This is a genomic window from Acidovorax sp. GW821-FHT10E04 (genome assembly GCF_059415185.1).
On sequence record NZ_JBWKMT010000001.1, the window covers coordinates 743,445 to 758,378 of the forward strand.

19 protein-coding genes are annotated in these 14,934 nt (G+C 68.4%); 7 read left to right on the plus strand and 12 right to left on the minus strand.

The window, feature by feature from the left end; genetic code table 11:
- Window positions 1-46: 46 nt before the first annotated feature.
- The 4 genes from AC07OC_RS03365 to AC07OC_RS03380 are packed head-to-tail and all read right to left on the minus strand — an operon-like array spanning window position 47 to window position 3,806.
- The gene (locus AC07OC_RS03365; RefSeq protein WP_494600375.1) at window positions 47-1,471 is read right to left on the minus strand and encodes an MATE family efflux transporter; all 1,425 of its coding nucleotides are present in this window, start codon (window positions 1,469-1,471) and stop codon (window positions 47-49) included.
- The gene (locus AC07OC_RS03370; RefSeq protein WP_218338579.1) at window positions 1,455-1,961 is read right to left on the minus strand and encodes a MaoC family dehydratase; all 507 of its coding nucleotides are present in this window, start codon (window positions 1,959-1,961) and stop codon (window positions 1,455-1,457) included. The genes AC07OC_RS03365 and AC07OC_RS03370 overlap by 17 nt, the downstream gene beginning before the upstream one ends.
- A gap of 47 nt (window positions 1,962-2,008) precedes the next feature.
- The gene (locus AC07OC_RS03375) at window positions 2,009-3,325 is read right to left on the minus strand and encodes an MFS transporter (RefSeq protein ID WP_494600376.1); all 1,317 of its coding nucleotides are present in this window, start codon (window positions 3,323-3,325) and stop codon (window positions 2,009-2,011) included.
- A complete protein-coding gene (locus AC07OC_RS03380) occupies window positions 3,315-3,806 on the minus strand; it encodes a MarR family winged helix-turn-helix transcriptional regulator (protein ID WP_218295013.1) in 492 nt (163 codons plus the stop codon). The genes AC07OC_RS03375 and AC07OC_RS03380 overlap by 11 nt, the downstream gene beginning before the upstream one ends.
- Before the next feature lie 79 nt (window positions 3,807-3,885).
- Here AC07OC_RS03380 and AC07OC_RS03385 point away from each other — a divergent pair, with 79 nt between their 5' ends.
- Together AC07OC_RS03385 and gloA are read left to right on the plus strand one after the other, a co-directional pair.
- The gene (locus AC07OC_RS03385; protein ID WP_218295014.1) at window positions 3,886-4,437 is read left to right on the plus strand and encodes a PaaI family thioesterase; all 552 of its coding nucleotides are present in this window, start codon (window positions 3,886-3,888) and stop codon (window positions 4,435-4,437) included.
- Window positions 4,434-4,847, plus strand: coding sequence for a lactoylglutathione lyase (gene gloA / locus AC07OC_RS03390; RefSeq protein ID WP_010458830.1), 414 nt, complete (start codon window positions 4,434-4,436; stop codon window positions 4,845-4,847). Before AC07OC_RS03385 ends, gloA begins: the two co-directional genes overlap by 4 nt.
- A gap of 129 nt (window positions 4,848-4,976) precedes the next feature.
- Here the strand turns inward: gloA and AC07OC_RS03395 are convergent, their stop codons facing one another.
- Complete coding sequence (locus AC07OC_RS03395) at window positions 4,977-5,495, minus strand: OmpA family protein (RefSeq protein ID WP_218295015.1); 519 nt, start codon at window positions 5,493-5,495, stop codon at window positions 4,977-4,979.
- Window positions 5,496-5,600: 105 nt separating this feature from the next.
- Between AC07OC_RS03395 and AC07OC_RS03400 the strand changes: the two genes are divergently transcribed.
- Together AC07OC_RS03400 and AC07OC_RS03405 are read left to right on the plus strand one after the other, a co-directional pair.
- Window positions 5,601-6,188 carry a gamma-glutamylcyclotransferase gene (locus tag AC07OC_RS03400; protein ID WP_218295016.1) on the plus strand — a complete coding sequence of 196 codons (588 nt, stop codon included), beginning with the start codon at window positions 5,601-5,603 and terminating at the stop codon, window positions 6,186-6,188.
- Window positions 6,189-6,283: 95 nt separating this feature from the next.
- Window positions 6,284-6,814, plus strand: coding sequence for a superoxide dismutase family protein (locus AC07OC_RS03405; RefSeq protein WP_494600377.1), 531 nt, complete (start codon window positions 6,284-6,286; stop codon window positions 6,812-6,814).
- Window positions 6,815-6,914: 100 nt separating this feature from the next.
- Here AC07OC_RS03405 and AC07OC_RS03410 read toward each other — a convergent pair whose 3' ends face one another.
- The 5 genes from AC07OC_RS03410 to AC07OC_RS03430 form a co-directional block, all read right to left on the minus strand.
- Entirely contained in the window at window positions 6,915-7,511 is a 597-nt protein-coding gene (locus tag AC07OC_RS03410) for a nucleotidyltransferase family protein (RefSeq protein ID WP_494600378.1), read from the minus strand.
- Between the two features lie 36 nt (window positions 7,512-7,547).
- Window positions 7,548-7,706, minus strand: a complete 159-nt coding sequence (locus AC07OC_RS03415) for a hypothetical protein (RefSeq protein ID WP_494600379.1) — start codon at window positions 7,704-7,706, stop codon at window positions 7,548-7,550.
- 38 nt (window positions 7,707-7,744) lie between these two features.
- A complete protein-coding gene (locus tag AC07OC_RS03420) occupies window positions 7,745-10,039 on the minus strand; it encodes a xanthine dehydrogenase family protein molybdopterin-binding subunit (RefSeq protein ID WP_494600380.1) in 2,295 nt (764 codons plus the stop codon).
- Window positions 10,040-10,054: 15 nt separating this feature from the next.
- Window positions 10,055-10,516 (minus strand): (2Fe-2S)-binding protein, encoded by a 462-nt coding sequence (locus AC07OC_RS03425; RefSeq protein ID WP_192425055.1) that lies wholly within the window; start codon window positions 10,514-10,516, stop codon window positions 10,055-10,057.
- A 182-nt stretch (window positions 10,517-10,698) separates the two neighbouring features.
- Window positions 10,699-11,271, minus strand: coding sequence for a TetR/AcrR family transcriptional regulator (locus AC07OC_RS03430; RefSeq protein ID WP_192425053.1), 573 nt, complete (start codon window positions 11,269-11,271; stop codon window positions 10,699-10,701).
- 93 nt (window positions 11,272-11,364) lie between these two features.
- On the opposite strand from AC07OC_RS03430, the gene pdxH reads away from it, so the two are divergent.
- Both pdxH and AC07OC_RS03440 read left to right on the plus strand, forming a co-directional pair.
- Entirely contained in the window at window positions 11,365-12,003 is a 639-nt protein-coding gene (pdxH, locus tag AC07OC_RS03435; protein WP_492245959.1) for a pyridoxamine 5'-phosphate oxidase, read from the plus strand.
- A gap of 41 nt (window positions 12,004-12,044) precedes the next feature.
- Window positions 12,045-12,440: a VOC family protein gene (locus AC07OC_RS03440; protein WP_494600381.1), complete on the plus strand. Its 396-nt coding sequence runs from the start codon at window positions 12,045-12,047 to the stop codon at window positions 12,438-12,440.
- A gap of 33 nt (window positions 12,441-12,473) precedes the next feature.
- Here the strand turns inward: AC07OC_RS03440 and AC07OC_RS03445 are convergent, their stop codons facing one another.
- On the minus strand, window positions 12,474-13,445 hold the full coding sequence (locus tag AC07OC_RS03445) for an AEC family transporter (protein WP_494600382.1): 972 nt from the start codon (window positions 13,443-13,445) through the stop codon (window positions 12,474-12,476).
- 228 nt (window positions 13,446-13,673) lie between these two features.
- Between AC07OC_RS03445 and AC07OC_RS03450 the strand changes: the two genes are divergently transcribed.
- Complete coding sequence (locus AC07OC_RS03450; RefSeq protein WP_218295024.1) at window positions 13,674-14,216, plus strand: DUF1697 domain-containing protein; 543 nt, start codon at window positions 13,674-13,676, stop codon at window positions 14,214-14,216.
- A 25-nt stretch (window positions 14,217-14,241) separates the two neighbouring features.
- Here AC07OC_RS03450 and AC07OC_RS03455 read toward each other — a convergent pair whose 3' ends face one another.
- Entirely contained in the window at window positions 14,242-14,934 is a 693-nt protein-coding gene (locus AC07OC_RS03455) for an HAD family hydrolase (RefSeq protein ID WP_369642454.1), read from the minus strand.

Genomic DNA, 14,934 nt, shown 5'->3' on the forward strand with positions numbered 1-14,934 from the left:
GTCTGCGCTTGATGTACAAGCGCTGTCGGCTATTTTTATTCAATTTTCAAGCCTGCGGCATGCGCCGCAGCAGGCCCGCCATGCTGCGCGGCCAGCCGACCGGGCCGAACCAGGCGCCGCCTGCAATCGCCCAGGCGTTGACCACGCCATACAGCACCAGCGCCACGCCCTGTGCGGCGAACACCGCCGCCAAGCCGCCGCCCCAGCGCAGCGCCAGCCAGCCGCCCGTCACCGCCACCGCCAGGCGCGTGATGTTGCCGATGACGGGCCAGAGCAGGCGCCCTGCCCCTTGCGAGGCAAAGTACAGCACCAGGCCCAGGCCGAAAAAGCCGTACACCGGGCCGACGGTGCGCAGATACAGCGCGCCGGCCTCCAGCATGGCCTGATCGCTGTTGAACAAGGACAGCCACGCGTTGGGAAACGCAGCCGCCCACAAGCCAATCGCCTCGGCCATCACAAATGCCATGCCGGCACCGATCCAGGTGGCGCGCAAGGCCCGCTCACGCTGGCCCGCGCCAATGCAGGTGCCCACCATGGCCACCAGCGGCGCACCCAGGCCGAAGACCAAGGGCACCAGCAGGTATTCCAGGCGCGACGCGGTGCCGTAGCCCGCGATGGCCGCCGTGCCGAAGCCGCCCACCAGCGCCGTGGTGACGCCGATCGCCAGGTTGGTGGCGACGGTGGAGACGGTGCCCACCAGCCCGACCCGCAGGATGTCCTTGAACAGAGTCCAGTGGAACCGGATGTGCGCCAACGATGGCCGCAGCAGGCTGCGCGGCGACCACAGGTAGGCTGCCAGCACCGCGCTGCCAATCAGGTAGTACGCCATCAGCGCGATGGCCCCGCCAGCGATGCCCAGGCCGGGCATGGGGCCCCAGCCAAAGATGAACAGTGGCGACAACGGCACCAGCACGAAGGCGCCCAGCACCGTGACATAGGCCGGCACGGCCATGTTGCCGGTACCCCGGATCACGGCCGACAGGGTGTTGAACAGCCACACCAGAAACGCGCCCGCGAACACCCAGTTGGAATAGACCAGCGCGGCATCCAGCGCGCCGCCCGTGCCGCCCATGCGGGTGTAGAGCCAGCGCCCTCCTCCCACCACGCCCACGGTAAAGACCAGCGAAAACACCGCCGCAATGGCGAGCGCATGCAGCACCAGCGCATCGGCATCGTCCCGCCGCCGGGCGCCCAGGGCGCGGGCGATGGCCGACGCGATGCCGCCGCCCATGGCGCCGGCCGAGGTCATCTGCATCAGCATGACCACCGGGAACACCAGGGCCATGCCCGCCAGCGCATCGGTGCCCAGCTTGCCGACAAAGTAGGTCTCGATCAGCCCGACGCCCGCCTGCGCCAGCATGACCAGCACATTGGGCGCCGCCAGCCGCAGCAGCGTGGGCGCGATCGGCGCCTCCAGCAGCATGCGGGTGCGTGGGTTCAGGGGTTCGGTCACATCAGGCCCCTGCCCCATCGGCCGCAGGCCTGCGCGGCACCACGATGCGCACGGTGGACAGCTGCAGCACATCGCCGTGCTGGTTGCGGGTTTCGCTGCGCACGGTGACCATGCCACGGTCGGGCCTGGATTTGGAGGGCTGGATCTCCAGCACCTCGCTCACCACGTGTAGCACGTCGGTGGCGCGCGTGGGCCGGGGCCAGCTCACCTCGGCGCCCGCGCCGATGATGCCGCCCGCGATCGGCAGGCCGGTGGTGACCTGCAGGCGCATGGTCACGGACGCCGTATGCCAGCCGCTTGCGGCCAGACCGCCGAACAGCGTGGCGCGGGCGGCGGCATCGTCCATGTGAAAGGGCTGCGGGTCGAACTGGGCGGCAAAGGCCTTGATCTGCGCCTCGTCCATGGCGTGTTCGCCGCTTCTGAACTGGTCGCCCACGGCCAGATCGTCCAGGTACACGGGCTGCATTCCGGTGGGGGCGGATGCGGTGGAAACAGGGTGAGCGGTCATGGCAACAAATGGGGAGATGAGGGGATGGCGGGTGGATGTTGTCGTGGTCAGGCTGCGGCGGGCGCGGGGCGCACCAGGCGGGCTTCGCGGATCGGCAGGTTGACCAGGGCCGCGCCCACGGCCAGCACGATGTCGATGTACCAGACCCAGTCATAGCTGCCGGTGGCCTGGAAGACGGTACCGCCCAGATAGGCACCGAAGAATCCGCCAATCTGGTGCGCCAGCATCACGATGCCAAACAGCATGGCCATGTTGGCCGTGCCGAACATCTTGGCCACCAGCCCCACCGTGGGGGGCACGGTGGAGAGAAACGTCACACCCATCACGGCGGCAAAGACCAGCACCACGGCGGGCGTCTTGGGCGCCAGCAAAAAGATCAGCACCGCCAGGCCGCGCGTGGCATACAGCAGCGACAGCAACGACTTCATGCGCCAGCGCCCCACGGCCCAGCCCATGGCCAGGCTGCCGACAATGTTGAACAAGCCGATCATGGCCAGCGACCACCCGCCGATCTCAGGCGGCAGGCCACATGCGGCGATGACGCCCGGCAGGTGCGTGGCCAGGAACGCCACGTGAAAGCCGCACACCAGAAAGCCCGCCGCCAGATACCGGTAGCTCGGCGTGGCCAGCGCCTGGGCGATGGCCTCGCGCGCCGTCAGCGCCTTCTGGCCGGATGCGGCGGCGGCCTGTGCGGCCAATGCGTTCGAATTGCCCCGGAGCACCCACACCGCAGGCAGCGCCAGCAGCACCAGCACACCCAGCCACTGCATGGCACTGGCCCAGCCTACCGCGGCGGTCAGGCCAATGGCAATGGGCGCCATCACGAACTGCCCGAACGACCCGCCCGCGTTGACGATGCCGCTGGCCAGCCCGCGCTTGTGGGCGGGTACCAGCCGCGCGGTGGCCGCCATCAGCACCGACGGCCCGGCCATGCCCGCGCCGCCGGCGGCCAACACGCCAATCGCAAAAATCAACCCGGCCGTGGTGGTCATGTAGGGCGTGATGAAGGTGCCCAGCGCCACCAGCGCCACGCCCAGCAGGATCACGCGGCCCGTGCCGATGCGGTCGGCCACGGCGCCCGCAAACGGCTGGGTCAGGCCCCACCAGAGCTGGCCGAACGCAAAGGCCAGGCTGATGCTGCCAATGCCCAGCGCGGTGGACGTGTTGAGCGCCGACAGGAACAGGCCCATGGTCTGGCGCGTGCCCATGGTGAGGGCGAACGCGCCCGCAGCGGCCAGCAGCACGAGCCACAGCGCGATCGGTGTGCCCCGTGCGCCCGGTGAGCCCGGGGTGGCAGGAGCGGCGGGCGCCGCGAACACGTTGCCGCCGCCCAGGTTGCGGGAAGGTTGGGTGTCATTCGTCATCGCCGTGCTCCTGCTTTTCCTGCATGCTGGCCAGCAAAGCCAGGGAGTCGTCCACCAGCGCATGCAGGGCGTTCACGCGCTCCGCGCCCAGGGTGTCGTTGAGGGACAGCTGCGCCACTTTCCAGCAGCGCTGGGCCTGCGCACGCTTGTCGCGCCCCGCGTCGGTGATGTGCACCAGCCGGCTGCGCGCATCGGCCCCCGCCTCCAGCGTGACCCAGCCGGCATCCACCAGGGGCCGCAGGTTGCGGGTGAGCGTGGAGGCGTCCATCTTCATTTCCACCGCGAGGTCGCCCGGACGGATGGGCCCGAGCTTGAGCACGTGCGACAGCAGCGAGTACTGCGTGGTCTTGAGCCCACACCGGGCCATCTCGGTGTCATAGTGGTGCGCCACGCGCCGCATCAGCTGGCGCAGCTTGAAATTGGTGCAGCCCTGGGGCGGCACGGCGGCAGGCGCGTTTGCGGGGGTGATTTCAGCTTGCATGCGATCAATTGTATCTGCAATAATTGCATATGCAACTAGCCGGCTGGCCCATCAACCCCATTCCCTTCCGAGGTATCGCATGACCCAGAACAACCAACTCGAGCAATGGCTCGCGCAAGAGCGTGAAATCGCAGCCCGCCTGGAGGCCGGCGTGGGCGCGGGGGTCTCGCGCCCCGACCAGGTCGCCGGCCTGAACGGCCTGCAGATGATGCAGGCCATGCTGCGCGGTGAACTGCCCTACCCTCCCATCGCCCGCACGCTGGACTTCCAGCTGATGGAGGTGGGCGAAGGCCTGGCCATCTTCCAGGGAACCCCTGGCGCGGCCCACCTGAACCCCATGGGCACCGTACACGGGGGCTGGTTCGCCACCCTGCTCGACTCGGCCCTGGGCTGCGCCGTGCACACGCGCATGCAGCCGGGGCGCGGCTACACCACGGCCGAGCTGGGCGTGAACCTCGTCAAGGCGCTCACGCCCAAGGTGCAGCGCGTGCGCGCCGAAGGCCGCGTGATCCACTGCGGGCGCCAGCTGGCCACGGCCGAGGCCCGCCTGGTGGGGCCCGACGGCACGCTGTATGCCCACGCCACCACCACCTGCCTGGTTTTTGACATGCCTGCACAATCGAAGGGATGAAATTCCTCCACACGATGCTGCGCGTTGGCAACCTTCAACGCTCGATTGATTTCTATACCCAGGTGCTCGGCATGCAACTGCTGCGCCAGTCCGAGAACCCCGAGTACAAGTACTCGCTGGCCTTCCTGGGCTTTGACGGCGGCAACCCCGGCCAGGCCGAGATCGAGCTGACCTACAACTGGGGCACCGAGAGCTACGAGATGGGCACGGCCTATGGCCACATCGCGCTGGGCGTGCCCGATGCGTACGCCGCGTGCGAGAAGATCAAGGCCTCGGGCGGCAACGTCACGCGCGAAGCGGGCCCGGTCAAAGGCGGCACCACGGTCATCGCGTTTGTGACGGATCCCGATGGCTACAAGATTGAATTGATCCAGCGTGCCGAGGGGACTGGTGGCGCAGGCTTGCGCTAATAATAACTATCAAATATATAGCTGCTGGCGCATGATGGATAAGCGCTAGAGGCAAATTTGAACCCATAAAAAACCCGGCACTGCCGGGTTTTTTCATGGGGCGACCTGCTGGAGGTCACTGCACAGGGACTAGGCGCCCAGGGCCACTTCCACGCGGCGCGCTTCGGCGTTGCTGCCGGTGGCGGTGGTTTCTTCGGGCTTCTTCAGCTCGATCTTGTCTTCCGCCACGCCCAGGCCCTTGAGCGCATCGCGCACCGCAAAGGCGCGTTGCTTGGCCAGCTCGGCATTCAGGGCGGCATCGCCCGTGGCGTCGTGAAAGCCCGAGATCACGGCCTTCTTGCCTTCGGCCACGCCCTTGACCACGTCGGCCAGGGCTTCGTTGGCGCCTGCGGCAAGGTCGGCCTTGGCGCTGGCAAAGTAGAACTTCACCACGCCGTTTTCCACCCGGACGCTGGCCGCGTCAGCCGCGGCGACCACGGCGGGCGCGCTGGCTGCAACGGCCGTGGCGGGCGCGGGCTTGGCGGCGCCGGAAGCGCCGACACGCTTGACCACCACGGTGCCCACCACCACGGAGATCACCAGTGCGATCAGGGCGAACAGGAAACCCAGGGCGAAACGTTGTTGGCTATCGTCGTCAGAACTAGACATTGGAGATCCCCGAAGTGATGAAAAAAGAAGGTGTGGCGGCCCTGGAACCTCGCGGCGCAAGTCCCCAGGGCGCTGAAGCAAAGCTTTCGATTGTAGAGTGATCGCATGACGAATCTTCCCGCGCCCCTTCGCGACCCGGCCCCCATGCTGGAGCGCGCGCTCAAGGAATGGGGTGGCCACGACGACCTGTGGATCTTTGGCTACGGCTCGCTCATCTGGCGCCCGGATTTCGACTACGCCGAGCGCCGCGCCGCCAAGGTGCACGGCTGGCACCGGGCGCTCCGGATGTGGAGCCGCATCAACCGCGGCACGCCGGAATGCCCGGGCCTGGTGTTCGGCATGCTGTCGGGCGGCAGCTGCCGGGGCATGGTCTTCCGCGTGGACAAGGCGCATGCCCGGCAGGTGCTCATCAACCTGTGGCAGCGCGAGATGGTCACGGCCGTGTACGACCCGCGCTGGCTGCCCTGCCGCACGCCCCAGGGGACCGTGTCCGCGCTCGCTTTCACTTTGTCACGAAAAAGCCCCAACCACACGGGGGAGCTGCCCGACGACGAGTACCGCCGCATCTTCGCGCAGGCCTGCGGCCGTTTTGGCACCACGCGCGACTATGCCCAGGCCACGTACGAGGAACTGCGCAAACACGGCATCCACGACCGCGCGCTCGCCAGGCTGCTTGCGCTGACCCACAAATAGTGCACACTTTTGGCGGGCGAACCTGCTCCCTGTCTTGCACCAGCGCGCAGGGCGTCCGCATGATGCACCGTCTCTTAACGTTCAAGGAGTATTTGATGAAGCAAAGGAATCGTTGGGCCTTCGGGCTCTCGTCCATCGCCGTGCTGGCCCTGGCGGGCTGCGCCGCCTATTCGTCGGGCCCGTCTGCCACGGCCAAGCTGGAGCCCACGCGCGGCAGCACCACCTCGGGCACGGTGGCGTTTGCCCAGTCCGGCGACGTGGTGAAGGTGTCGGGCGAGGTCCGCGGGCTCAAGCCGGGCGCCGAACACGGTTTCCATATCCATGAAAAGGGCGACTGCTCCAGCGGCGACGGCATGAGCGCCGGCGGCCACTTCAACCCGGGCGGCAAGCCGCACGGCCACCACGGCGCGGGCGGGCACCACACGGGTGACCTGCCCAGCCTGAAGGCGGATGCCAACGGCGTGGCCACCTTCAGCTTCGAGTCGCGAACGATCCGCGTGGGCAGCACGGCCAACGACATCGTGGGCAAGGGCCTGATCGTGCACCGCGACCCCGACGACTACAAGACCCAGCCCACGGGCAACGCCGGCCCGCGCCTGGCCTGCGCTGTCATCGCAGCGAAGTAGAGACCGCCGAAAAAGGAAAAGACGGCGCGCCGGCAGGGCGCGTCCGGCACACGACCCGCTCGCCGCGACCTCGGCCAGCGGGTCGTTTCCTTTGCGGGTGTCAGGCCCGGCGCGCGGCCAGGATGCGCTCGGCCCGCGCGAGGTCCTGCACCGTGTCGATGTCCGTCACCGTGCCTTCGTCCTGCACGTCCACGGTCCGGACCCCGCCCCGCAGCGTCTGCTGGCGCACCACGCCGGCAGCGCCCTGTTCGCCGGAGAGCGCCAGCAGATCCGGCAGGCACGGCGCGGCAAAAGCCACCGGATGGCCGCGTTCTCCGTGGAACAGCGGAATGGCCACCGCGCAGCGCCCCAGGGCCGCCGCCATGGTGCGCAGCGTCGCGGGCTGGACCAGCGGCAGGTCGCCGGGCAGCACCAGCCAGCCGCCCGCCCCCGCCGTGGCGCGCACGGCCGCCGCGATCGAATCGCCCATGCCTGGATGGCCCGCGTCCTCGAGGTGCCAGGCGAGCCCGCTGGCACGCACGGCGTTCAGGGTGTGCTCCAGCACCGGCAGCCCGGCCAGCAGCGCGCGCAGCTTGTGCACCTGGCCGCCGGAGGCCGCGAAACGCGCGCCCCGGCCGGAGGCCAGCACCAGCACGACGGGCACCGGCGGCCCGTCCGGCTTCATGGGGGGGGTATCGGCGAGGTGCGGGGTGGACATCGCCAGCATGCTACGGCAACGCGGCCGCCGCGCGCCTCAGGCCAGCGTAGAGCCGCCGTCCACCACCAGGTGGTGGACGCGGATGAAGCTGGCGGCGCCCGGCAGCTGGAACAGCACTGGCGCCGCCATCTCGTGCGCCAGCGCGGGGCGGCCCGCCGGGGACGCCTGCAGCAGGGCGCGTGCCGGTGATGGCATGCCCCCTCCTTCCCTGCCCTCCCCGGGCGCCAACGCCGTCAGGCGAGCTTGAACGGCAGCTCGCGCGGGGTCTTGCCCGTGAGTTGCGCGATGGCGTTGGCGAACGCCGGCGCCAGCGGCGGCAGGCCGGGCTCGCCCATGCCCTTGGGTGGGTCGGCGCTGGGCACGATGTGCACCGTCACCTGCGGCATGTCGGTGATGCGCGGCACGGCAAAGTCGCCAAAATTGCTCTGCTCCACCACGCCGTCCTTGAGCGTGATGGCGCCGCCGGGCAGGCACATCGACAGGCCCATCAGCGCCGCGCCCTGCACCTGGGCTTCCACGCTCTTGGGGTTGACCACCAGGTTGCAGTGCACGCCGGCCGTGATCGTGTGCAGCTTGGGCGTGCCGTCCTTGACGGAGGCCTCGACCACATAGGCGACCACCGACTCGAACGATTCATGCACCGCCACGCCCCAGGCGCGGCCGGCCGCCAGCTTCTTCCTGCCGTAGCCCGACTGGGCCACGGCCAGCTGCAGCGCGGCCTTGTGGCGGGGGTGCTTGTCGCCCATCAGGGCCATGCGGTAGGCCACGGGGTCTTGCTTCGTGGTGCGCGCCACTTCGTCGATGAGGGTTTCCATGGCGTAGGCCGTGTGGGTGGAGCCCACGCTGCGCCACCACAGCACCGGCACGTTCACGTCGGGGTGGTGCACCGACAGCTTCATGGGCACGTTGTACGGCTCGCCCATGCCCTCGGTGGTCGTGGCGTCGATGCCGTTCTTGACCATGAAGGCCTCGAACGGCGAACCCTTGGTGATGGACTGACCGACGATGGTGTGGTCCCACGCCAGGATCTTGCCCTGTGCGTCGAACCCGATTTCGGCGCGGTGCACGTGCATGGGGCGGTAGTAGCCGCCCTTGATGTCGTCCTCGCGGCTCCAGAGGGTGCGCACCGGCGCGGTGATGCCCGCCGTGCGCGCGGCCTTGGCCACGCCGCAGGCCTCCACCACGTAGTCGCTGGTGGGGATGGCGCGGCGGCCAAAGCCACCACCGGCCATCTGCGTGTTCACCTTGATGTTCTGCGGCTGCAGGCCCAGGGTTTTGGCGGCGGCCATGGCGTCCAGGCCGGGCATCTGCGTGCCCATCCACAGCTCGGCCTTATCGCCATCGAGCTTCACCGTGCAGTTGAGCGGTTCCATGGGCGCGTGCGCCAGATACGGGAAGACAAACTCGGCGCTGATCTTGTGGGGTGCACCCGCCAGCGGCGCCATGTCGGCCTGCATGGCCACGTTGCCGGGCTTGGCGGCCAGTTCGCGGTACTGCGCCAGCAGTGCCGTGGTGTCGGGCTTGCCCACCGCGCTGGTGTCCCATTCCACCTTTAGAGCGTCGCGCCCCTGCTTGGCGGGCCAGTAACCATCGGCCACGATGGCCACGCCCTCGCCGCCCCGGTCGGTGGGCACGCGCAGCACGGCCTTCACGCCCTTGATGGCCTTGGCGGCGCTGTCGTCCAGCGACTTCAGCTTGGCGCCAAACACGGGCGGGCGGGCCACCACGGCCGTCAGCATGCCGGGCAGGCGCACGTCGATGCCGTAGTCCTGCTGGCCGCTCGACTTGGCCTTGGCATCGAGCCGCCCGGTGGGCTTGCCGATGAGGCGGAACTGCTTGGGGTCCTTCAGGGTGACCTTTTCGGGCACGGGCTGCTTCATGGCCGCTTCGGCCAGCGCGCCGTAGCCCAGCTTCTTGCCGCCAGGGCCGACGACGAAGCCATTGCTGGCGCGCAGTGCCGAGGCATCCACGCCCCACTGCGCCGCGGCGGCCGAGACCAGCATGGCGCGGGTGCGGGCGCCCAGCTCGCGGTACTGGGTGTACGAGTTCTTGATGGAGTTGGAGCCGCCCGTGAGGTGCATGCCCATCATCGGGTCGGCATAGGCCTGGTTGGCATCGCCGTGCACGCTGCGCACCTTGCTCCAGTCGGCGTCCAGCTCCTCGGCCAGGATCATGGGCAGGCCTGTCTGCACGCCCTGGCCAAAGTCCAGGCGGTTGATGGTGACGGTGACCGTGCCATCGGCGTCGATGCGGACAAAGGCTGAAGGCTGCTCGAACGGCTTGAGGCCTGTGGGTGCGGCGGCGGCCCCTGCGCCCTGCGCTGTGGCCACCAGCGGAAACGCGCCCAGGGCAAAGCCCGAAGCCGCCGACACCTTGAGGAAGGTGCGCCGTGCGAGACCTCCGATGCCTTCCATTGCACCGTTTACTCCTGAATTGGTAGCTGCTTGCGCTTTATCCATAAGCGCCAGAAGGTGTTTTGGCATGAAAACATGGGCCTGGCCCTGCAGGGCCTGTGCGTCGAAGTGCATGGTGTTCTCCTTCAATCAAGCCAGGGTCTTGGCAGCGTCATGGATGGCCGCGCGAATGCGCACATAGGTGCCGCAACGGCACACATTGCCCGACATGGCGGCGTCGATGTCGGCGTCGCTCGGCTTCTTCTTGCCCTTGAGCAAGGCGGTGGCGCTCATGATCTGGCCGCTCTGGCAGTAGCCGCATTGCGCCACGTCGTGTTTCACCCAGGCGGCGTGCACGGCCTTGCCCACCTTGTCGCTGGCCGTGACGGCCTCGATGGTGGTGATCTTCTGCCCCGCAGCGGCCGAGATCGGCGTGATGCACGAGCGCACCGGCGCGCCGTTCAGGTGCACCGTGCAGGCCCCGCACAAGGCCTGGCCGCAGCCGAACTTGGTGCCGGTCATGCCCAGCGTGTCGCGCAGGGCCCAGAGGATGGGAGTGGATTCATCGGCATCCACAGCCGTGTCTTTGCCATTGATGTTGAGGGTGGGCATCGCGGGGTTCTCCGTGGGGAAGGTGTTGTTGTGTTGCGGGCGCGGTCAAGGAGACAGGGGGTGGCGTCAGCGACGCCATCGGCCATGAAGGGGTTGGAGCGTGGTGCGTGGCATTTTTAAGAGAATATGAATTCGATTAAAAGATCAACCCCGGGCGGCAAAAAAGCATCGCTGTCTCCCGCTCAGGCCTTCAAGGCGTCCCAGCACAGCCCAAAAGCCATCTGGTGCACGGCGTCTTCGTCGGGCAGCACCTTGGTGCGGATCAGGTTGCCCGTCTCTCGCACCGACCCCACCAGGCTGGCGGTGAGCAGCGGTATCGGCACGGCCTTCAAGATCTCCTGCTGCTGGCCCTCTTCCATGAGCGCAAAAAAACCGGCCATCAGGCGGGTCGAGAATTCGCGGTTGCCCTCGGTGAACCAGGGCGAGTTGTAGTACTGCTCCTGGAACACCACTTCGGCATACTGGTCCAGCCGGTGCCGCAGCAGGTTGCCCCAAGCACGCCGCACGCGGGCGCGGTAGGGCATGCCGGGCGCGATGCCTTCCATGATGCGCGCGGCCGTGACCGTCTTGGCATCCTGGTAGAGCTGGCTGATGAGTTCATCCTTGGACGGGTAATACACATACAGCGTGCTGGTGGCAATGCCCGCCGCGCGGGCGATGTCGGCCAGGGTCAGGCCGCTCAGGCCCGTCTGGGCCACCAGCTCGAAGGTGGCCTGGGCAATGGCGCGCTGTTTTTCGTCGTCTTTGGGTTTCATCGGTGTGCCAATATAAGCGAATATCCATTCGGCAACAACCGGGGCCACGGAAGGCCCCGCGCCGTCACAAAACCGGCGTGCACAATCGTGCCCATGACCACCTCCATCGCCGACCTTCGCAAGAGCTACGAGCGCGCCGAACTCAACGAAGACGCCTCGCACGCCGCCCCCCTGCAGCAGTTTGACCAGTGGCTCCAGGAAGCCATCAGCGCCGAAGTGCCCGAGCCCAACGCCATGACCCTGGCCACCGTGGGCAGCGACCTGCGCCCCAGCACCCGCATCGTGCTCATCAAGGGCTACGACGAGCGCGGCATCGTCTGGTTCACCAACTATGACAGCCGCAAGGGCCGCCAGATCGCGGGCAATCCCTATGCGGCCGTGCAGTTCCACTGGGTGGAGCTGGAACGCGTGGTGCGCATCGAAGGCATTGTGGAGAAAGTCAGCGACGAAGAAAGCGACGCGTATTTCAACAGCCGTCCGCTCGACTCGCGCATCGGCGCCTGGGCCAGCCCGCAAAGCCAGGTGATCTCCGGCCGGGGCGTGCTGGTGGCCAATGCCGCCAGGTACGGCGCGCAGTTCTTGCTGAAACCACCCCGCCCGCCGCACTGGGGCGGGTACCGCCTGAAGCCGGACCAGTGGGAGTTCTGGCAGGGGCGCAAGAGCCGCCTGCATGACCGGCTGCGGTATCGGATGGATGCGGGGGAGTGGGTGCGGGAGCGCCTGGCGCCCTGAACGTTTCCTGCCCGGCGGCACCAGCACCGACAAGGAGCAGCATGTTTTCGCACATCTTCGTGGGCGTGACGGATTTCGACCGCGCCCTGGCCTTCTATCAGCCGCTGATGGCCGCCCTGGGCGTCGCGCAGCGCTTTGTAGACCCATCCCGCCCCTGGGCCGGCTGGCAGAGCAGCCCCGACCCCCGCCCCCTCTTTCTCATCGGCATCCCCTTTGAAGGCGCGCACGCGCCGGGCAATGGCCAGATGACGGCTTTTGCCGCCCGCAGCCGCGCGCAGGTGGATGCCGTGCACGCCGCGGCCTTGGCCCACGGCGGCCATTGCGACGGCCCGCCGGGCCTGCGCCCGCAGTACCACGCCCACTACTACGGCGCGTATTTCCGGGATCCCGACGGCAACAAGTTCTGCGTGGCCTGCCACGTCCCCGGGGACGCCTGAGCCACCGCGCCCGATCGCCTTCGCAGGCCGCGTCTACGGCGCTGCCACCACCCAGCGCGTCACCGCCAGGATCACCACCGGCATCGTCACCAGGCCCAGCGCGGTGGACACCGCCACGCTCGCCGTCACCTCGTCCTCGGCCACGCCATAGCGCTGCGCGAACAGAAACACGTTGGCGCCCACGGGCAGCGAGGCCGCCACGATCATCACGGCCAGCGGCAGGCCCGACAGGCCCAGCGCCCAGCCCAGCGCGGCCAGCACGAGGGGGTGCGCCACGCACTTGACCAGGGCGATGCGCATCGCGGCCTTGAAATGGCGTCCCACCCTGGTGAAGGCGAGCGTCACGCCCACCAGCAGCAGCGCGATGGGCCCCAGGGCCTGGCCCAGCAGCAGCAGGGGCTTGTCCACCACCTGCGGCACCACCAGCCCGGTCTGCGCGAACAGCAGGCCCGCGATGATGGGCAGCGGCACGGGGTGCACGATGCCGTTGCGCATGGCCTGCAGCACCGTGCGCCACAGGGGCTGGTGCGCCCCGCCACCGCCGCCGTCCGCGGCCGCATGCTCGCGCGCCGCCGCGAGTTCGAACACCACGGTGGCAGCGGTCAGCAGGATCAGCGAGTGCACCGAGATCAGCGTGAACAGCGTGACCAGGCCCGCGTCGCCAAACACCAGGCCCACCAGCGGCACGCCGATCATGAGCGTGTTGCTGAAGGTGTTGGCCAGGGCCCGCGCCGCCGCCAGGGTGTTGAAGCCCTGCAGCGCCAGCGTGGCCGCATACACGATGCCAAACGCCACGAAGTAGATGCCCACGGGGCCGAAGTCGAGGTCCTGGATGCGCACCGTGCTCATGGTGCGGAACAGCAGCGCGGGCGTGAGCACCATGAACACCAGGTTGGCCAGGTCCTTCACCGCGGCCGCCCGTATCCAGCCGCGCTGCCCCACGTAGAAGCCGAGGGCGATGAACAGGATGACGGGGATCAGCGAGGTGAAGACGGCGGAGCTCAAGATCAGAAACCAACGGCGGACAGGTGGGCGCGTATTGTGCGCCTGGCCGGCGGGCCCCTGGCTCCGGGATGCTATATTTTCGATAGCTGGCGGCGCAAGTGGATACAGCGCCAGATGGCATTTTGGCCTGATTCAATGCGCGTGCAAGGCAGCGTCCGTCTGCGCGGACCCGCCCGCCGGGCCTGGCGCCCTCCTGTATTCTGGAACACCGCCCTGCCCCCTGCGTCCATGAAGTTCGCCGCCTTCTTCCGCAACCTGAACCTCGGCCATGGCCATGCACCGTCGCGCATGGCACTGGAAAGCGCGTTCTTGCAAGCTGGCGCCGATGAGGCCGCCTCGTTCCAGACCAATGGCACGGTCGCCTTCAGCGCGCGCGGCGTGCGGCCCGCGCAGGGGATTGTCCGCACGGTGCAGCGGTCGCTGCGCGGCGGGCATGGATTCGATGAACCCGTGTTTCTGCGCAGCATGGCCTATCTGCACACGCTGCTGGCGCGCGATCCGTTCGAGGGCATGGCCAAGGCGCCGCCCATCTACGACTTCTACGTGACCTTCCTGCACGACGGCGCGAAGCTGCTGCCCCCGCTGCCCACCCGCAATGCCCGCGAGGACGTGCGCGTGCTGCTCTACACCGGCTCCGAGGCCCTGTCGTACAACCACCTTGTCGGCAAGACCATGGGAAACCCGAACGTCTTTGCCGAGCAGCAGCTCGGCCTGCCGGCCACCACGCGCACCTGGGGCACGGTGGCCCGGCTGGTGCGCAAGCACGGCTGACAAGGCCAGGGGCCCGCGCCCGCGCTCAGGCCCTTGCCGGCCCTTCGCCCGTGTGCGGCGGGCCGGGCGGCGACAGCAGCTGCAGCACGCCCTCCAGCCCCTGCACCTGGTGGTCGGCCAGCTCCCAGGGCCGCACGCCGGGCCGCACGGTCTGCACGGTGGTGGCCCCCAGCGCGCGCCCGGCCGCGAGTTCGGACAAGGGGTTGTCGCCGATCACCAGCGCGTGCCGGGGTGCGCAGCCTTCGCGCGCCAGGATCTGTTCGAAAATCGGCTGCTTGCCGTGCGGTGCGCCATCGCTCGCCGGGCGGTCGTCCACCGCATCGATGAACACCTGTTCAAACCAGGGCCGGATGCCCAGGGCGTCGATCTTGCTGTCCTGCAGGCGCCGAAAGCCGCTGGTGACCAGGTAGCGCCGCAGGGGAATGCGCGGCAGCAGGCCGATGTCGGGGTAGCCGTGCAGCGGGGCGCGCACCTGCAATTGGCTGAACTGCCGCCAGCCCGCCGCGCGCATGGCCGGGGTGAAGCGGTAGCGCTCGGCCACCAGGTCAAACGCCGTGAACCAGCATTGGTACAGGGCCTGCTCCAGCATGGCGGGGGCCAGCGCCCCCTGGTTGGCCTGCCGGATGGCCTCGAACGCGGGCTCGAACAGCGGCCCCACGGCCCGTGCGTCGAGCAGGCAGTTGTCCAGATCGAAAATCGCTACGGCGCAGTGCTCCAT

Coding starts and splice junctions, on each gene's coding strand:
- AC07OC_RS03365 (WP_494600375.1), bottom strand. CDS start 1,471: ATGGGGCAGGGGCCTGATGTGACCGAACCCCTGAACCCACGCACCCGC.
- AC07OC_RS03370 (WP_218338579.1), bottom strand. CDS start 1,961: ATGACCGCTCACCCTGTTTCCACCGCATCCGCCCCCACCGGAATGCAG.
- AC07OC_RS03375 (WP_494600376.1), bottom strand. CDS start 3,325: ATGACGAATGACACCCAACCTTCCCGCAACCTGGGCGGCGGCAACGTG.
- AC07OC_RS03380 (WP_218295013.1), bottom strand. CDS start 3,806: ATGCAAGCTGAAATCACCCCCGCAAACGCGCCTGCCGCCGTGCCGCCC.
- AC07OC_RS03385 (WP_218295014.1), top strand. CDS start 3,886: ATGACCCAGAACAACCAACTCGAGCAATGGCTCGCGCAAGAGCGTGAA.
- gloA (WP_010458830.1), top strand. CDS start 4,434: ATGAAATTCCTCCACACGATGCTGCGCGTTGGCAACCTTCAACGCTCG.
- AC07OC_RS03395 (WP_218295015.1), bottom strand. CDS start 5,495: ATGTCTAGTTCTGACGACGATAGCCAACAACGTTTCGCCCTGGGTTTC.
- AC07OC_RS03400 (WP_218295016.1), top strand. CDS start 5,601: ATGACGAATCTTCCCGCGCCCCTTCGCGACCCGGCCCCCATGCTGGAG.
- AC07OC_RS03405 (WP_494600377.1), top strand. CDS start 6,284: ATGAAGCAAAGGAATCGTTGGGCCTTCGGGCTCTCGTCCATCGCCGTG.
- AC07OC_RS03410 (WP_494600378.1), bottom strand. CDS start 7,511: ATGTCCACCCCGCACCTCGCCGATACCCCCCCCATGAAGCCGGACGGG.
- AC07OC_RS03415 (WP_494600379.1), bottom strand. CDS start 7,706: ATGCCATCACCGGCACGCGCCCTGCTGCAGGCGTCCCCGGCGGGCCGC.
- AC07OC_RS03420 (WP_494600380.1), bottom strand. CDS start 10,039: ATGCACTTCGACGCACAGGCCCTGCAGGGCCAGGCCCATGTTTTCATG.
- AC07OC_RS03425 (WP_192425055.1), bottom strand. CDS start 10,516: ATGCCCACCCTCAACATCAATGGCAAAGACACGGCTGTGGATGCCGAT.
- AC07OC_RS03430 (WP_192425053.1), bottom strand. CDS start 11,271: ATGAAACCCAAAGACGACGAAAAACAGCGCGCCATTGCCCAGGCCACC.
- pdxH (WP_492245959.1), top strand. CDS start 11,365: ATGACCACCTCCATCGCCGACCTTCGCAAGAGCTACGAGCGCGCCGAA.
- AC07OC_RS03440 (WP_494600381.1), top strand. CDS start 12,045: ATGTTTTCGCACATCTTCGTGGGCGTGACGGATTTCGACCGCGCCCTG.
- AC07OC_RS03450 (WP_218295024.1), top strand. CDS start 13,674: ATGAAGTTCGCCGCCTTCTTCCGCAACCTGAACCTCGGCCATGGCCAT.
- AC07OC_RS03455 (WP_369642454.1), bottom strand. CDS start 14,934: ATGGAGCACTGCGCCGTAGCGATTTTCGATCTGGACAACTGCCTGCTC.